Annotated in this window: 14 protein-coding genes and 1 pseudogene; 7 read left to right on the top strand and 8 right to left on the bottom strand. The window is 66.6% G+C overall.

Going from position 1 to position 17,184, the window contains the following annotated elements:
- From V9L20_RS13140 to V9L20_RS13110, 7 genes and pseudogenes are all read left to right on the top strand, one after another.
- Window positions 1–547, top strand: a pseudogene (locus V9L20_RS13140) (hypothetical protein); the annotation flags it as partial.
- Between the two features lie 81 nt (window positions 548–628).
- Window positions 629–1,132 (top strand): peptidoglycan-associated lipoprotein Pal, encoded by a 504-nt coding sequence (pal, locus tag V9L20_RS13135; protein ID WP_258502351.1) that lies wholly within the window; start codon window positions 629–631, stop codon window positions 1,130–1,132.
- Between the two features lie 107 nt (window positions 1,133–1,239).
- On the top strand, window positions 1,240–4,317 hold the full coding sequence (locus tag V9L20_RS13130) for a glutamate ligase domain-containing protein (protein WP_443098575.1): 3,078 nt from the start codon (window positions 1,240–1,242) through the stop codon (window positions 4,315–4,317).
- The gene (locus V9L20_RS13125; RefSeq protein ID WP_337296934.1) at window positions 4,314–4,619 is read left to right on the top strand and encodes a hypothetical protein; all 306 of its coding nucleotides are present in this window, start codon (window positions 4,314–4,316) and stop codon (window positions 4,617–4,619) included. The genes V9L20_RS13130 and V9L20_RS13125 overlap by 4 nt, the downstream gene beginning before the upstream one ends.
- A 73-nt stretch (window positions 4,620–4,692) precedes the next feature.
- The gene (locus V9L20_RS13120; RefSeq protein ID WP_337296933.1) at window positions 4,693–6,537 is read left to right on the top strand and encodes a peptidase domain-containing ABC transporter; all 1,845 of its coding nucleotides are present in this window, start codon (window positions 4,693–4,695) and stop codon (window positions 6,535–6,537) included.
- A 37-nt stretch (window positions 6,538–6,574) separates the two neighbouring features.
- Window positions 6,575–7,891, top strand: a complete 1,317-nt coding sequence (locus tag V9L20_RS13115; protein WP_337296932.1) for an HlyD family type I secretion periplasmic adaptor subunit — start codon at window positions 6,575–6,577, stop codon at window positions 7,889–7,891.
- Window positions 7,888–9,444 (top strand): TolC family protein, encoded by a 1,557-nt coding sequence (locus tag V9L20_RS13110; RefSeq protein ID WP_337296931.1) that lies wholly within the window; start codon window positions 7,888–7,890, stop codon window positions 9,442–9,444. The genes V9L20_RS13115 and V9L20_RS13110 overlap by 4 nt, the downstream gene beginning before the upstream one ends.
- A gap of 15 nt (window positions 9,445–9,459) precedes the next feature.
- On the opposite strand, the gene V9L20_RS13105 is transcribed toward V9L20_RS13110, so the two are convergent.
- From V9L20_RS13105 to V9L20_RS13070, 8 genes are read right to left on the bottom strand one after another with little or no spacing between them, the layout of a single operon-like run.
- Window positions 9,460–10,890, bottom strand: coding sequence for a sigma 54-interacting transcriptional regulator (locus V9L20_RS13105; protein WP_337296930.1), 1,431 nt, complete (start codon window positions 10,888–10,890; stop codon window positions 9,460–9,462).
- A gap of 18 nt (window positions 10,891–10,908) precedes the next feature.
- Entirely contained in the window at window positions 10,909–12,849 is a 1,941-nt protein-coding gene (locus V9L20_RS13100; protein WP_337296929.1) for a TadG family pilus assembly protein, read from the bottom strand.
- Window positions 12,850–12,907: 58 nt separating this feature from the next.
- Window positions 12,908–13,363, bottom strand: coding sequence for a TadE/TadG family type IV pilus assembly protein (locus V9L20_RS13095; protein WP_337296928.1), 456 nt, complete (start codon window positions 13,361–13,363; stop codon window positions 12,908–12,910).
- A 29-nt stretch (window positions 13,364–13,392) separates the two neighbouring features.
- The gene (locus tag V9L20_RS13090; protein ID WP_337296927.1) at window positions 13,393–13,878 is read right to left on the bottom strand and encodes a TadE/TadG family type IV pilus assembly protein; all 486 of its coding nucleotides are present in this window, start codon (window positions 13,876–13,878) and stop codon (window positions 13,393–13,395) included.
- 36 nt (window positions 13,879–13,914) lie between these two features.
- A complete protein-coding gene (locus tag V9L20_RS13085) occupies window positions 13,915–14,304 on the bottom strand; it encodes a DUF3613 domain-containing protein (protein ID WP_337296926.1) in 390 nt (129 codons plus the stop codon).
- On the bottom strand, window positions 14,301–15,236 hold the full coding sequence (locus V9L20_RS13080) for a hypothetical protein (protein ID WP_337296925.1): 936 nt from the start codon (window positions 15,234–15,236) through the stop codon (window positions 14,301–14,303). The genes V9L20_RS13085 and V9L20_RS13080 overlap by 4 nt, the downstream gene beginning before the upstream one ends.
- Entirely contained in the window at window positions 15,233–16,198 is a 966-nt protein-coding gene (locus V9L20_RS13075) for a type II secretion system F family protein (RefSeq protein ID WP_337296924.1), read from the bottom strand. Before V9L20_RS13075 ends, V9L20_RS13080 begins: the two co-directional genes overlap by 4 nt.
- Window positions 16,195–17,184, bottom strand: coding sequence for a type II secretion system F family protein (locus V9L20_RS13070; RefSeq protein ID WP_337297041.1), 990 nt, complete (start codon window positions 17,182–17,184; stop codon window positions 16,195–16,197). The genes V9L20_RS13075 and V9L20_RS13070 overlap by 4 nt, the downstream gene beginning before the upstream one ends.

The following is a 17,184-nucleotide window of genomic DNA, read 5'->3' as shown; positions in this document are numbered from 1 at the left end:
GCTGGGCGGCGTGCTCGGTGAAGACGGCATCGTCGGCGGCCTGGTTGGCGGCGATCTCCTCGGCGGCGACCTGCTGGGCGGTGTGCTCGGCGAAGACGGCGTCGTAGGCGGCCTGCTCGGCGGCGATCTGCTGGGGGACGACGTCCTCGGTGGCGACCTCCTCGGCGGTCTCCTGGGTGACGAAGGCCTCGTCGGCAGCCTGCTCGGCAACGGCGGCCTGCTTGGCGGCGTGCTGGGCGACACCAGCCCGGTCGCCAACATCCTGGATCCGGTGCTCGACGCCGCCGGCTCCGTGGGCGAGACGCTCGAGCCGGTGGTCGCCGCGGTGTCCGAAGTGGCCGAGCCGGTGACCGACATCCTGGCCGGTACGGCCCCGACGCTTGCGCCGGTGGTCGAAACGGTCGCCGGCCTGGTGGACACCGTGGAACAAGCCGCACCGATCGTCACCGATGTCGTGACCCCGATCACGAGCCTGGTCGATCAGGCGGCCGGCACCGGCAGCGTTCTGACTCCGGTCACGAACATCCTGCACGGCTTGCTGGGCTAAGGAACAAGGGCAGCAGTAGGAGAAGAAAAACAAAGCAAGGGGCAGGCCTTACCGGCCTGCCCCGCGCGAAAAGGACCGAACATGAAAAACACTTCCCGGATACTGGCCGTCGTCGCACTCGGGGCAAGCCTTGCCGCCTGCGGAACAGGCCCCAAGAGCGGACGCGAAGACGCGACGTATTACTACTCGAACAAGGCCGCGCCGGTGGCCAAGGTGGAGCCGCCTCCGGCCGCTCCGCCGGTACAGGAGAGCCCGGCCGCAGCGAAGATCGTGTATTTCGACTTCGACAAATACGACATCAAGGCGCAGTACCGCAGCGTGGTGGAAGCGCATGCGAACTTCCTGCGGAACCGGCCTGCGAGCAAGGTGATGATCGAGGGCCACACCGACTCGCGCGGCGGCCGCGAATACAACCTTGCGCTGGGCCAGCGCCGGGCCGAATCGGTGCAGCGCGCGCTCACGCAGTTGGGCGTGCCGGCCGATCGCATCGAGGCCGTCAGCTGGGGCATCGAAAAGCCCGCGTCTCCTGAAACCACCGAGGAGGGCTATCAGCTCAATCGCCGAGCCGAATTCAGCTACCGCTGAAATCCGGAGAGCTGCGATGCCTTCGAGGGGAGCTTCCGGTCCGCTGCGTCAAAAAAGCGAGAGCACATGACGGGCGCGATCGGTCTCCCGTATTCGATCGAGGCCGAATGATGTCCTTCTCCGACCAGCTCCATGCCTGCCACGAGCGCCTGGTGTCGGTGTGCGCGGCGCTGCCGGCGCCCTATCCGGCGTTCACGCTTTTCTTCTCGGTCAGCGACGGGTCGCAGCGAGCGCACGTGGTGCACGCGCGCGCGGCCGAGTTCGAGACCGCGTGGCGCGAAGGCTCCGGAATCATCGCGCGCTGGGTGCGCGAAAACGGCATCGTGTCGCCGTGGCTGCGCATCGACTGGGTCGAGGGCGCAAGCCCCATCGACTGGGCCCAGTTCAAGGCGCAGCTCGCGGCCGTCAAGCGCAACTACTTCCGGCTCGGCCTGGCGTTCGACAAGAACTTCGAGACGGCATTCACCGAGCAGGAGCTCAATGCCAACGCCATGCTCTATGCCGATTCGACCATCGCGCATGCGGTGGTGAACATGCGCAACTTCGAGAGCTACAGCCAGGCACGCTTCGCACGCACGCTCATGCTCGACTTGCCGGCGGACCAGCCGGTCTACCTGCTGGCCACGGTGGGTGTTTTTTGCCAGCCTGATTGCGTGGTGCACAAGCTGGTGGGAACGGGGCTCGATGCAGGGCGGCGCCAGGCGCCCGCGCTCACGCCGCAGTCGGCACTCGAACTCGTGCGCAGCGGCGCCTCCTATCTTGCGCGGCAGGTCCAGGTCGACGGGCGGTTTGCGTACGGCTACTTTCCGTGCTTCGACCGCCGCATTCCGACCTCGGACCCCACGCGCCATCCGAGCGTGCTCCACGCCATGATCGAGGCGTGGGAGCTCACGCGTGAAGACAAGCTGCGGACCGCCATCGACCGCGCGCTGGACCATCTGTCCAACTGGCTCATACGCGGCTACAGGCTCGCGGACGGCAGCGAAGCCGCGTTTCTCGTCGAAGCCGGTGAAGAGATCAAGCTGAGCGGCACCGCGGCTTGCGTGCTCGCATTGGCAAAGTACTGCGAGGCGACCGACACGCGCCACTGGCTGCCGCTGCTCGAAAAGCTGGCGCTGGGCCTCGTGTCGATGCAGGACGCCGACACGGGGCGGTTCAACCACGTGCTGCATGCCGCCGACCTGACGGTGAAGCAGGCCTCGCGCGCCGCCTACTACGACGGCGAGGCGGCCTTGGGCCTCATGCGCCTGTACGGCCTCACGCGCGATGCGCGATGGCTCGCGGCGGTCGAGAAAGCGTTCGAGCATTTCATCGCAAGCCAGCACTGGCAGGCGCACGACCACGGGCTGAGCTGCTGCGTCAACGAGCTCACGCGCTGGAGCCCGCAGGAAAAGTATTTTCGCTTCGGCCTGCAGAACGTGGCGGGCTACCTGGACTTCGTGCTCGACCGCAAGACCGCGTTTCCGACGCTGCTGGAGCTCATGCTGGCCGCACAGCAGATGCTGCAGCGGCTAGAGGGCATGCCCGCCATGCGGCACCTGCTCGAAGAGCTGGACACCGAAAAGTTTCACCGCGCGCTCGAATACCGCGCCCACTACCTGCTCAACGGCTTCTTCTGGCCCGAGATGGCGATGTACTTCCGGCGGCCGTCCACCGTCGTCGGGTCTTTCTTTACCCGGCACCACGCCTTTCGCGTGCGCGTGGACGACGTGGCGCAGTACGTGTCGGGCCTTGCGGCCTACCACTGCTACCTGCAAGAGCGTCGCGCAGTGCCTGGTGCCGCCGCCGGCAGTACCCGCGACGACGGCGCCGCGTGGACCGCCAACGAGATGGCGCGCGTGACCGGTGGCGAATGGGTCGTTCGGCCGGAGGAGGGCTGGCGCGCCACCGGCGTGACGCAGCGCTCTTTCCTGCGCAAGGGGCGCGTGGTGTTCGAGCACCAGGTGCGCCCCTCGAAGACTCCGCTGGCCGCGGTGGCGCTCAAGGGCGTCTTGCAGCCAGCGGCTGCGGTGCTGTGTACCGATGCCGCGCCACACCTCGACAAGCGCGTGCCCGTGCTCCAGGTGCCAGACGTGCTGCAGGCGGTGCTGGCGCTGGGCGCGCATGCGCGCACCGAGTTCGGCGGGCGCGTGTGTGGCGTGCTGGGCAGCGGCACCGCCAGCAGCACCGTGGCCGCGATGCTTGCCGATGCGCTGGCCGTGTGGGGTGAAGTGGCCCGGCCTGAAGGCAATGTGAGCCTGCCTTCGGGCATTGCCTGGAACCTCACCTGCATGCCGCGGCATGCCGCCTACTGGGTGCTCGAGATGGGCTCGCCGCACATGCTGGCTTCGGCGCAGCTGGTGCGCCCCATGCTGGCGGTGGTCACGGGGCTCTCGGCGGCTGCGCAAAAAACGCGTGGCCCATCGGAGGCCGCGGCGCGCCTGGACAGCCGCGTCTTCCAGGGCATGGCGCCAGGCGACAGCGCCGTCCTGAACCGCGACATTCCCGAATTCGCGACCTTCGCGGAAGCCGCGATGGCGCAGCAGCTGCAGATCGTGACCTACGGCGAGCACAAGGACGCCGACGTGCGGCTGCTCGCCTTCGACCACGGCGAGGTCCAGGCCCTGGTGCTGGGCGAACCGTTCCAGTTGCGGCTCAATGCGCCCGGGCGCCACATGGGCGCGAGCGCCGTGGCCGTGCTCGCGGCATTGCAGGCCATGCGCCTGAAGCTGGCCGCCGCGGTGGAGCCCTTTGCGCACTTCGAGCCGCCGGGCGGGCGCGGCGCGCTGCACACCATTCACATCGGCGGCGGCAGCTTCAAGCTGATCGACGAGACCTACGACGCCAACCCGAGCTCGATGCGCGCCGCGCTCGAACTGCTGTCGCAGGCGCCTTGCGAGCCGGCGCGGCGCGTGGCGATTCTCGGCGACATGCAGGAGCTTGGCCCCGCCGCGCAGCGGCATCACCTGGACCTGGAGCCGGAGCTGCTCGCCTCGCAGCCCGACCGCGTGCTGCTGTGCGGCCCGCTCATGCGGGCGCTGCATGCGCGCATCCGCACCAAGGTCCGGTCGCACTGGTTCGTCGATGTGACCGATTTGTCGACCGCGCTCGGAGGCCTGGTGCAGCCCGGTGACTGGGTGTTGGCCAAGAGTTCCGCAGGCGTCGGCCTGTCCCGGCTGGCCCGGGTTTTGAAAGCACTGCCATGAAATTCAGCGCATATCTGCCATTGCCCGTTCAACGCTATCCGGCAGAGGCGGCGGCGCCCGCGCGCCGCTGGTGGCTCGGCTGGCTGCAGTTGCTTGGCGCCTGGCTCCTTTGCATGTTGCTGTGCGCGAATGTCGCGCTGGCGTTGGCCAAGGGGCTGCCGACCGACGAGGCCCGTCCGGCTGCGAGAAAAACCTCGGGCTGCTTGCAGGCTGAGCGCGGTAACAAAGCTGTCGCCAGGCCCGACGGATTGGCTGTGAAGGAATACACACGAACGCCGCGCTGCCTCGGCATCCAAGGGTAGATATTGCTTGTAACAGAAGGGTAACAGTTGATAATCTTCGAGGCGTCACTGCCCGACGGATCGGCCATTTCCCATGATCAAGTTTCTCTTGCCCAGCCAGCTGGTTGCCGATGCGCCCGAAGAGCCGGGCGCGAGTCCGTATGCAGGTGCGCTGAACAAGGCCTTTCGCGATGCCTATCCGCTGGTGAAGAGCGCAGCGTGGCGCTCGCTGCCCATCAGCCTCTTCGGTTTGCTGCCGTCGATCTTCCTGCTCCAGGTGTATGACCGCGTGCTCTCGCGCGGCGGCATCTCGACGCTGGCCGCGCTGGTGAGCGGCATTTTGTTTTTCTTGTGCCTCGAGTTCTGGCTGCGCGCGCGGCGCTCACGCCTGCTGCGCAATGCGGGCGCCATCATCGATCACGGCGTGTCGGGTGCGCTGCTCAACTCGATGCTGAACCGCCCGCTGCGTGCACTCGAAGCGCGGCCGGCCTCCATCTGGCACCAGTTCTTTCGCGACGTGGCTTCGGTGCGCGGCACGGTCACCGGCGGCCTGGCGCAATCGATCTTCGATCTGCCGATGGCGATCTTCGCGCTGGTGGTGATCGGCATCGTCGCCTTGCCGGTGTTGCCGGTGGTCGCATTGTTCCTGGGTGTCATGGCCTTCCTGGCCTGGTGGTGGGCCGACGAAGTGCGCACCGGCCGGGTGGAAGAAGTGCAGCGCGGCCGCGGCCTCGACCGCATGACCTCGGAGATCTGCAATGCGCGCGAAACGCTCAAGACGCAGTCGAACGACGGCCCCACCATCGAGATGTGGCGCCAGACCTACAACGACTGGCTGAGCGAAAGCTTCAGCAAGAACGGCCAGATCGAAACCGCGCGCGACGGCACCACCGTGCTGCTGACGGTCTTCTCGGTCATCGTGGTGACGGTGGGCGCTGTCTCCGTCATGGAGCAGTGGATGACCGTCGGCGGCCTGGTCGCATCGAACATGCTGGCCCTCAAGGCGCTGCAGCCGGTGGCGGGCCTGGTCTCGAGCTGGCGCTCGCTGGCCGCGGCGAAAGAGGCGGCAAAGCGGCTCGAGAAGGTGCTTTCCGAGCCCGTCGAAAAGCCGCCGAGCGGCATGACGCTGCCGCAACCGCTGGGCCGCGTCACGTTCAAGGACGTGAGCTTCAGCTTCACCGAAACCGCGCAGAAGCCGGTGCTCGAAAACGTGGACCTCGACATCGGACCCGGCGGCCTGCATGTGATCGTCGGGCGCAACGGCGCCGGCAAGTCGACGCTCGTCAAGCTGCTGTCGGGCCTGTACACGCCCACGCGCGGCGTCATCAGCATCGGCGAGTACGACCTGTCGCAGTTCGGCCGCGAAGAGCTCTCGCGCTGGATCAGCTATCTCTCGCAAGAGGTCTACTGGTTTGGCGGGCCGCTGATCGACACCATGCGCCGCACGGCCCCGGGGCAGAGCGACGAGCAGGTGGTGGCGGCCTGCAAGCTCTCGGGCGCGCACGACTTCATCTCGAAGCTGCCCGACGGCTACCGCACCGTGGTGGGCGAAGGCGGCACCGGCTTTTCGGTGGGCGAACGGCGCAAGCTGGCGCTGGCCATGAGCTTCCTGCGCAAGCCCTCGGTGCTGGTGCTCGACGAGCCGAGCAACGATCTCGATTTTCAGAGCGAACGCACGCTGCTCGCCACGCTGCTCGCGGTGGCCAAGGTGCGCACCGTGGTGGTGGTCACGCATTCGCTGCGCATCGTATCGGCGGCCACGGTGGTCTATCACGTGACGGGGCAGGGCAATGTCGAACAGGGAACGGCCGCGGTGATGGTGCCGAAGCTTTTCGGCGTGAAGAAGGCGCTGGTGGCGCTGACCGACCCGGCCGCGGGAGACGGCGACGCCGATGCGCACTCGCAGGGCGCCGCCGGAGCGACCCGTTCGATGGCGTGAGCCACTAGTCGATCAAAGAACAAACAGGGACCGCGACTTGAAATCAGATCTGCCGCAGATACTCCAGGACGAAGAGCACAAGCGCGCGGCGCATGCATCGCCCGAGGGCCGGCGCCGACAGTGGGTGATCGGCGGCGTGGTGGCCGTGCTGGCCGTGGTCGGCCTGGGTTTTCCGATGGAGACAGTGGTGGTGGCGCCCGGCCGCGTGATCCCATCGGACCGCGTCAAGTCGATCCAGCATCTGGAAGGCGGCATCGTCAGCAGCGTGCTGGTGAAGGAAGGCGACCGCGTGAAGCAGGGCCAGTCGCTGGTAGAGATCGACTTGGGCGGCAGCGGCCTCAACTTCGAGGAGCTCACCGCGCGTTATGCGGCCACCCAAGCCACGCGCATCCGCCTGATTGCCGAGAGCCGCGGCAAGCCGCTCAAGCGCGAGAGCTTTGCGGCGGATATCGACGAGAGCGTGCTCGACGGCGAGACCGGTGCCTATGAAGCACGCGCGCTCGAGCAGCGCGGCGTGATGGCCGGCGCGGTGTCGGGGCTCGAACAGGCGCGCAGCAAGGAGCTCGAACAGCAGGCCAAGGTCAAGGGCCTGAACGACCGGCTGGCGCTGATGCAGAAGGAGCTCGAGATTTCGGAGCAGCTGCTGGCTGAAAAACTTGTCGGGCAGGTCGAGGTGCTCGAAAAGCGCAGGCTGGTAGAGGGTGTGCGAAGCGAGTTGGCCGTGGCACGCCAGGGCGCCATTTCCGCAAGTGCGGCCATTGCCGAGGCACAGGCCAAGATGGCCGAGGCCGAAGGGCGCTTCCGCCGTCGCGCCTCCGACGAGCTGGCCACGGTGGAGCGCCAGTTCGCAAGCCTGAGCGAAGACCTTGCGCGCGCGCGCACCCAGCGCTCCCGCACCATCGTCAAGGCGCCGGCCGCCGGCATCGTGAAGGGCCTGCGCAGTGCCAGTCCGGGCTGGGTCATCAAGCCTGGCGAAGCCATCATGGAAGTGGTGCCTGACAAGGACGAGGTCATGATCGAGGCGCGCCTGAACCCCAACGACCGCGGCTTTGTCGAAGTGGGACAGGCGGCGCGCGTGAAGATCACCGCCTACGACTACCTGCGCTACGGCGCCATCGACGGCAAGGTCACGCTGGTGGCCGCCGATGCCGACCGCGATCCGGCCGTTGCCAACGCGGCGCCTTACTACCGCATCCTAGTGAGCACCGGGCAGGCCTATGTAGGCCACCAGGACAACCGCGTCACCGCCGGCATGGAGTCGGAGGTCGACCTGAAAGTGGGAACCGATCCGTTCATCTGGTACATCCTTCGCCCCGTGCTCAAGCTGCGGCGCGAAGCGTTTCGCGAACCATGAGGAGCAGCAAATCGGCAAGCCCGCGCCGCATGGGCCGCGGCGTTCTCTGTGCAGCGCTGAGCGCGAGCTTTGCGCTGCCGCCGGGCGCCGCCATTGCGCAGGAGCCGCCCGCGCAGTTGGTGCCGGCGCGCCGCCTTTCCACTCCGTCGATCGGCGCCGCAAGCTATGCGCAGCGCGTGAAGCAGGCGCTGGTCGCGCTGTCGCAGGAATACCCTGAAGTGCAGACCGCGCAGGCGGCCGCCAACACCAGCAGCTTCAGCGTGGACGCTGCCAAGAAGGCGCGCTTTCCGCGCTTCAAGATGGGCACCGCCTCGGGCAACTACAACAGCGGCGCGGCCAACGCCAAGACCGAGAACTACACCGTGCTGACCGCCGAGGCGCGCGTGAGCCTGATCGACGGCGGCGCCATGAGCGCGGCGGTGCGCGCGGCCGAAGCCGGCAACCAGGCCGATGACGAGGCGGTGGTGACCACCTCGCAGAAGGTGGTGCTCGACGCGCTGACGGCCTACCTGCAGGTGCAGCGCTTCGACCTGAAGAAGCAGATCGCGCGCAAGTCCACCGAGGTGGTGGCCGAGCTGTCGAAGGCCGAGGCCCGGCGCGTTGCGCTCGGTGCCGCGGGCGAGAACGACCTGAACATGGCGGCCGCGCGCCGCGCCAGCGTGGCTGCGCGCGAATCCGACTTTCAGGCGCAGCGCGACGAGGCGGTGGCCAAGTTCAACACCTACTTCAAGTTCACGCCCAACACCGATTCGCTGCCCGTGCTCGCCGCGCCCACGTTCTGGCGCATCGCTTCGCATGAAGAGGCCCTGCGCCGCGCCGAAGAGCGCAGCACCGAGATAGCCGAGGCCAAGGGCCGCGTCGCCCGGGCCCAGGCGCTCGTCGACCAGCAGGAGGCCAGCATCTATCCGACGGTGGATGCGGTGTTCGTGAAGAGCAAGGACCCGCGCGGCGTGTCGCCGCAAGACCCGACACGCGCCGCCTTCGAGCTGAACTGGAACTTCGGCAACGGCTTCGATCGCCAGTTGCGCCTGAAGTCCGCACTGGCCGAGGTTGCCAACCAGGAAGCCAAGCTCGAAGGCGTGAAGCTCAATCTGCTGGAGCTCACTTCGGCCTCGTGGGCGCGCACGGTGTCCGGCCGCGAGCGTGAGCGCCAGCTGATGGAAGCGGTCAGCACATCGGGCCAGGCCTTTCGCGGCCGGCGGCGCCTGATGGAGTTCGGGCGCGAGACCTTGCCCGCCGTGCTCGATGCGCAGCTCGACTACTACAACCTGCTGTTCGATTATGTCGACGCCGTGTTCGACCTGCGCATTTCGGAGCTGCGCCTGGCGCGCACCACCGGCGAACTGCGCATCGATCCCGAAGCCAGCAACGCGTGGATCGACCGCATCTTCGGCCCGCCGAGCCGGCCGGCCCTGAGCGAGGACGGCCTGCTCACCGCGTTGTGCATTTCGAGTAACGCGAGCTGCGCCAGCGAGCCTGTTGTCGATCGCGGTGCCACCGCGGCTGCGGCGAACCCGCCGCTGCGTCGCACCGCCCGCCTGGCCGAGCGCTGACGAGCGGCGAGGGGCTCAGGCGTCCTCGGGGATGCCTGGCTCTCCGTCGAGGATTTGATACTTGCGCATCTTTTCCCACAGCACCTTGCGGCTGATGCCCAGATGCTGCGCGGTGTCCTGACGCTTCCAGTCGTTGATCTCCAGCGCCGCGATGATGCGATTGCGCTCGCTGCCGTTCCATCCTTTGCGGTCACCGTTGCCGTCGAGCGCCACGCCGTTGGCGCTGCCGTTGTGTCCGTTTCTTTCGGCCGAGCCCGGCGTGGGCGTCGGCGTGCCGCGCGTGAGTGCAATGGCGCGCTGAATCAGGTTCTGGTCCCATGCATGCAGCTGCCGTGCAATCACGCCCACCCGCTCGGCCAGGTTGCGCAGTTGCCGCACGTTGCCGGGAAAGTACGTTTCCGCCACCGCATCGCTCAGCCAGTGCGGCGTTTCGCCCAAGGCCTCGAGCTCGTCGCCCAGCACGTTGGCGAGCAGTGCCTTGAAGATCGCGATCTTGTCGATCTCGCCGCGCTCCTCGAGGCTGGGCACATGCAGTTCGATGACCGCGAGCCGGTAGAACAGGTCGGCACGGAACTCGCCGTTGGCCACCATCTCGCGCAGGTTGCGATTGGTCGCGGCCACCAGCCGAAAGTCGACGCGAACCGGTGCCGTGGCACCCAGCCGCGTGACCGCGTTGTCTTCCAGCACGCGCAGCAGCTTGACTTGCTGGTACTTGGGCAAGTCGCCGATTTCGTCGAGAAACAGCGTGCCGCCCGTCGCCTGCTCGAAATAACCGCGATGCGCATGCACCGCGCCGGTGAACGAGCCCTTGGTGTGGCCGAAGAAAAGCGATTCGAACAGGCCGTCGGGAATCGCGCCGCAGTTCACCGCAACGAACGCGCCCTTGCTGTAGTGCTGGTGCCCCAGGTGCAACTGCTGCGCAATGCGCTCCTTGCCCACGCCCGTTTCGCCGCGCACCAGCACGCTGTGGTTGCAGTCGGCAAAGGCGGACACTTCGGCAAGCAGCGATTTCATCGCGTCTGAATGCGCCACCAGCACATCGGGCGCCTGCGGCGCTACGTCGCGCGCCCGCAGTTGCCGCACCAGCTTTGCCACCATCGTGCGCAGCTCGGCACAGGTGAAGTCGTACGGCAGAACGTGCAGGTACTCCGGCGGGTAAGTGCGCGAATCGCGCTCGCGCGAAGCCGCCGCCACCCAGATCACCGGCATGCCCTGCAGCAACTCGGTCGCATGGGCGAGCGCACCGCTGTCAATGACCGTGACGCTGATGATGGCAACCGACGGCCGAAGGGCAGTGCCGCGCTCCTGCTGCGGCGCCGGCATGCCATCGGCGCGAATCACCTCCACGTCGAAGCTCGCCATGCACCGCGCGATGCGGTCGAGGATGTCGGCCTTGCCTTCCCAGACAAAGAGGTCGAGTTCGTCGAAGTTGGGGGGAGCGCTCATGACAGGGGAATACGTATTTCAATAGACAAGCTCGGCGCCCTTGGAGCAGCTCAAGCGGGCACCGACTTCTGTCTGGCCGAGGTTGGCGCCGAGCACGTCGCTCAGCAAGGTTGTCAGCAGCGGATCCAGGAGCGGACTCAGTGCATCCGACACTACATCCTGAACAGCGGCGATCACTCCGCCCAATGCATTGTTCAACGCTGTAAGAAAGTTCGGAAGATTTGCAGCCGATACGGGGGGATTGGGTGGGATAACCGTCAACAGATTGCTCACCCCCGAGAGGGTGTTGCTCAGGCTGTCGACGATGTTCTGCGTGGAAATTTCCAGGTATGCAGGCGGCGCTTCCAGCTCTGGTGGATTCTGGAATAGCTGCGATTGAGTCGAGGAGCCGATGGGAAGGGATGCTTGAATACCGAGACCACCGCCATGGAAAGCCTTGCGGCTTCCAGCATTGCAGCTGATCACCGCCAACCCGAGTGGCGCAAGCAGGCAAGTCTGGGACCCGATGTCGATGATAGGCACTGCGCTCACCGCGGGTGGCGTAGTCGACGCAAAGGCATTGGCCTTTGCAATCGCGGCTGTGGCACCCAGGCTCCCGACGCGCAAGTTCGCGATCGAAGTCGTGGTTTGAGCCGTGAGCGATTTGGCGCCCGCTGCGCAGCTGAAGTCTGTCACCCGCGATGCGCCGCTGCCCGCGTCCAGGCTGATGTCGAGCCTCAACGGTGGTGGAAGTATCTTGATGTCGGTTACATCCCGCGTACATCCGAGAGCGCAATTGAGAATGTTCGTGAGCCCTGTCACGAGGTTCAGGCCGAGGAGGTTCTTCAAAAGATCTGTGACGGGTGAGACCATTGCGAGTACCGCGTTGGCTACATTGGTCACAGCGTCCAGCGCGGGCATGGCAATCGAAATGAATGTGCGTACCTGGGCTGTTCGCACGAATATCTGGTCCGGTCCGGTGGGATTGAGCTTGGCGAGCGCCGGATCGCCGATGGCGGACACCTGCGGTGGTTCGATGATCTTGACGCTGGCAGTGAGCCCCGCAAGATTCACATCGGCGGCGAGGCCGCTCTTGCCATTGGCGGCCTGAACCACGCCCTGCAGCAATCGAAAGAGCTGGATGCTGGTGTCCAGCCCCGCTGCGTCCGTGCCGGCCTGCACGCCGAGCAGGTCGCCGAGCTTCAGCGGCGGCTGGGCGGGAGCGGCGTTCGCTGCAATCTTTACCAGGTTGAGCGCGTCTATCGCCACTTGAGCGGCGCTCCCGCTGCGCTGCAGCGCATTGATCATGGCTTGCACCAGCGTGCCCACCGAAACATCGGTGGCGAGGACCTGGTCGTACTTTCCTGCGCCGATGCCCAGTTGAAGGGCCAGCTCGTCGAGGAAGGTCAGCAGCTTGAGGTCGGTGTTGATCAAGCCGTTCCAACCCACCGCGTCGAGGCTGAGGCTTCCGCCCAGAAGACCACCGAACACCGCGTTGAGCAACGGGGACTGCGTGCTGTCCACGCTGACCAGCGTGCTGCGAATGTTCAATGCCGCGAGCGGGTGCTTTCGAGCCGCCAGCGCATCGACGCCGATAGGCCTTGGCTCATTGCCGGGAATACCTGCAAGCAGCAGTGCAGGGGTTCGGCTGAAGGTCACCCGTACTGCGTTGAACCGCTGGCCGCTCTCTGGCGGTCCGAAGTGAGGGGCAGTTGGCCTTGATGAAGGATCCCAATGCCCGCACACCACGCTGTCTGCACCGAGCGCTGCCATCCCCGTGGGAAGGTTCCGTGCCGCATTGGCAATTGCAGCCGCCGTAGCGGTTGTGCAGCTTTCGTCTTCGAGTGCCTGTGCTCCGGCGAGCGCAGCAAGGTCCGCGGTCTTCTGAAGCTCGCGCTTCAGAAAGAACATGTAGCCCAGCTCAATGCCGACGAGCACGATGACCAGAAGGCTCAACGCGATGACCGAAGTGATGACCACTGACCCGCGTTGCCGCCGTGCTGCTCTTCGATTGAATGCGCGCATTGTTCGCATCTGCCTATGAAGAAGATCTGGCGGCCGTGGCCTTGCCAAGCAGGTGCTCAGGCATCCAGCTGCCGGTCAGCGGAACGGCCGGCAGCAGCGGGTTTTCGCGGTAGGGGTATGTCACCCTTACCGCGATTTCTCCAGTCGAAACTGTCACTTCCGGTGACGCCATCTTCGCGCGAAGCCAAGTCTCTTTTGACGAAGGCGCGCTGCCTGCGGAAGCGGGGGTAATCGTCGAGAGTGCCAGCGACCGATAGACCGCCGTCCGAACATTCGTCTGCAGTTCTGCGGCCGGCGTGTCGCTGCGAAAAGACTGAGCCGCTCTCGCGCCATCCTCAGCCGCGCGAGAGATGACCTGCTGCACGTACAGAACGCCGCAGAACGTCACGAGGCCATAGATGCTGAGGAACAGAACTCCGAAGACGAGCGCAAACTCGATGGCAGCCACGCCTCGCTGGCGGCGAGCCATGGCCCGTTCGAGCTTGAGCCGGCCGGGCTTCACAACGACCTCCCGTCGAGCAGCATGCTGGCCTGGCCCGCAATCCGTGCGGGAACCGCAAAGCTCGGGAACGCGGGAAACAACGTGTCTATGCCGCTGACAGCAACGGTCACGACCACTTGGCACCGGTTGTTCCATTCCGGGCCGCACGGGGGTGCCACCTGCGAGCAGTCGTCCGTTCCAGCCAGGCAAATTCTTGCCTCGACATTCCGGTTCGCTTTCAGGCCCGCGGGCAGCCAGTCGCTGCGCTCTACGGCAATGTCGTTGGCCTTGGTTTTTCTGGCTTCGAGGCTGCTCTGGTAACGCAGCCCTGCACGGGCGCCGTCTTCCGCCGCGTTCTGCAGGCTCATGCGCATCGTCAACAAGAAGCCGTAGCAAATCACCGCGTACAGCAGCGCAAAGATGATCAGGAACACGAACGCAAACTCGATCGCGTACACGCCGTGTTGGGCGCGTCCGGGATTTGCGTGGCTGCGTGTTTCCATTGTGGTTCTCTTGCGCGGCGAGGGTCGGCGTTTTGCCTACCGTCCTCCGGAAGAAGAGGCGCCACCGCCGCCCTTCGACTTGCTCACCGTGGAGCCGAGGTGCTCGGGGATCGGGTGCTCGAAGCTCTTGATGTAGCGCTCATAGCTGCGGCTGGCCACGCTGCCGGCAATGGGCCGGGGTGTGCGCGAGGCGATTTCTCCGCTGCGTTGCCAGGCGAGCAGGCTCTGCGTGGCATCGCCCATCAGCAGCGGTGGCGGCGATTCGAACTCTTCAGCCTCGGCCTCAGCTTCGACCTCCCGCGCCTCCTGCGTCTTCTGCGCCTCCGTGGGGTGCGACGCTGGCGGCACGGCTTGCGCCCAGGCGGTGGTCGCCATGAAGAAGAGTGCGGCTGTCAACGCAACCCGTTCGGCAAGCTGGTGGTTCATGGGGTACCTCGCGAGGTCGAGTTCAGTGAAAGCGGCGCTTCAGGTGCGGAGGCCGAAGGGTTGGTCTGGCTTGCGGTCCTCATGCCGCCCGCGCCTGTCCATCGGGACGGCTTGAGCGCAAGGGGCGCCACAACAGGTTCGGCGCGAGTTCCCGCCGCTGCAGTAGCAGCAACGGGTGTGGGCAGCCTGCCCGATGCGCGCATCTGCAGTGCCGCTTCGCGCACGGCCAGGCGTGTCGGTTGGGGCATGCGGTGGGCATCCATCAGCGCTGCCGCCCGGTCGGACTGGTTGGTCACTTCGAGGTAAAGCGCAAGATTGGCTTGCGCCTGGGTGCTGTCGGGGCGCAGTTGCAGGGCCTGCATCAGCGGCAGCCGCGCTTCCTCGATCTGGCCGGCGCCCAGGTGCGCGTAGCCGAGATCGCTCAGCAGCAGCGCATCGGTCGGAGTGCGGCGCTGCGCTTGCGCCAGCAGCTGGACCGCCTCGGCATAGTTGCCGCGCATGCCCGCCAGGAGGCCTAGGCCACGGTAGCCCGCGCTTGCCAGCGGCGTGGCCAGCAGGCGCTTGTAGGCGGCTTCGGCGGCTGCGGCCTGTCCGGTGTGGCGCAGCGCTTCGGCGCGCGTGCGTGTGGATTCGGGCGACACGCCCCAACGCTGCTCCAGGGCGTCGATGTGCGCGAGCGATGCAAACCACAGGTCTTCCTTCTGCATCTGCTCGACGAGCTTGAGATAGGTGGGCTGGGTGTACACGGCCGCACCGGCCTTGGTGTCCGCGGCGGCTTCGGCGGCCATGCGCTGCTGCGCATCGGCGCTGGCGGCGTACTGGTCCTTGGGGCCGGCGCAGCCGGTGAGGGCCAACGCCGCAGCCGCCGCGCAGGCGATGGCCAGCAGGCGGCAAGCAGGACGCGGGCTTGCGCAAAGGTCGAGTGGCTTCATTTGGCGGCGATTCCCAGTGAACGGAAGATGGCCAGAAAGGCCGGCCCCGCAGTGACGATGACCAGCGCCGGCAGCAGCGTGGTCACCATCACGGCGGTCATCTTCACGGTGATCTTTCCGATGCGTTCCTTCATTTCGGAACGCCGGTGTTCGCGCAAGCGGTCGCTGAAGACGCGCAGCGGCTCCTGCACGGCGCCGCCGTGCTTGTCGACCTGCACCAGCAAGGACACGAGCCCGCGGAGGTTCTCGTTCTTGTGCAGGGTTGCAAGGCGCTGCAGCGAGTGCTCGCGGCTGCGGCCGCGGCTGTACTGGTTGTTGGCAAAGGTCAGCTCGTAGCCGAGCACGCGCAGCACGTGCGAGAAGTCGCTGGCCATGATCTGCAGGCTCTGGTCCAGGCTCAGCCCCACGCCTTGCAGAAGGCGAAGCAGGTCGATGAACAGCGGCAGTTCCTGGTTCACCCGCTCGCGGCGCTTGGCGGCGATGCGGCCGAGCACCCACTTGGGTGCCATGAAGCCGATGACGAACGCGACCGCCAGCACGATGGTGACCGTTCGCTGCGGCCGGCCCGCGCTCCACAACACGTAGACGGCAAAGGGAAGAAGGAACGTGAAGAGGATGCGAGTCACCAGGAAGACCAGCTGCGCGCGCTTCGAGGAAAAGCCGCATTGATCGATGAGGTTGCGGTCCTCGTTGGCCACGAGCGCGCGGCCGATCCGTGAATCGAGCCAGTGAAACGGCAAATCGATGTCGGGCTTTGCCGAGGCGTTGAACACGTCGGCCGCATCGACGGACACCGCGGATCCGCCCGGCGCCGTGGTGACCTGCTGGATGGCGCGGCCGATGACCTTGCCGCTGCGCGCGCGCCGCAGCTCGGCCGCAATCAGCGCGCCTGCACCGGCCATGAGGCCCAGGGCCAGCAACGCCAGGCTGATGATCGCCAACTGGTTGGTGGTGAAGGTCATGTGAGTTTCGCCAGCCGGTAAAGGAGCGCCGCACCGAACAGTTGAAAGCCCGCGGCCGAGAGGACCATGATGCGGCCGGTCCCGTCGTTCCACATTCCCATGAAGTAGCCGGGATTGGTGAGGATGAAGAAGGCGCCCACGCTCACCGGCAGCAACCCGAGAATCCAGGCCGAAAGCCGGGTTTCGGACGACAGGGCGAGCAGCTCATGCTCGGCTTGCTCGCGATCGCGCATGAAGTTGCCCACGCGCTCCAGCAGCAGGTCGGAGCGCCCGCCGTAGCGCACGCCCAGGCCGAGGATGGAAGCCAGCAGGAACATTTCCTCGATGCGCACATTGCTGGCCGTCTGGTGCAGGGCGCGGTCCAGCTCCATGCCCGCGCGCACCAGCGATGCAGAGCGCTCCAGCTGGCCGCGCAGCGGCGCCTCGGTGGTGGCAATCGCAAGCTGGAAAGCCGCCTGCGTGGAGTTGCCGATGGTGATCAGCCGCACCATCGCGTCGATGTACCCGGGCAGCTGGCTCACGAGCTTGCGGCGGAACTTCTGCAGCCGCAGCCAGACCGCGAACGCCGAGAGAACAGCCAGCAGCGCGAGCGCACTCAGGCCCGATACCCAGCCGGCAAGCAGGCCGGCGAGTGCGGCCGCAGCCACGACGGCGGCCAGCCCCAGCGCGGCCGTGCGCGGAGCGATCACGCCGATCAGCCATTCGGGCAAGGCCTTCTCGAGCAACCCTGCGGGTGCGGCGGCCGGGGTGCCTGCGTCGGCGTTGAGCCATGGGTCCGAGGTCACGCCGGCCATGAGGTGGTCGTTGGCCGGGTCCCGCAAGGGGATGGGCATCGGCGTCGGTGCACCGGCGGCCGTGCTGGCCTGGATCTGCTGGTTCAGGTGCCGCGCAGCCGCCTGGCGTGCCTGGCGGCCCTTGGCCCATTGCCACAGCAGCAGCCCCGCGGCTGCGAACAGCAGCGCGAGGCAGGCCACCGCGAGCAGCAT

Source organism: Variovorax sp. CCNWLW225 (assembly GCF_037204045.1).
Lineage (GTDB): Bacteria > Pseudomonadota > Gammaproteobacteria > Burkholderiales > Burkholderiaceae_C > Variovorax.
This window is presented reverse-complemented; position numbering and strand designations above follow the sequence as displayed.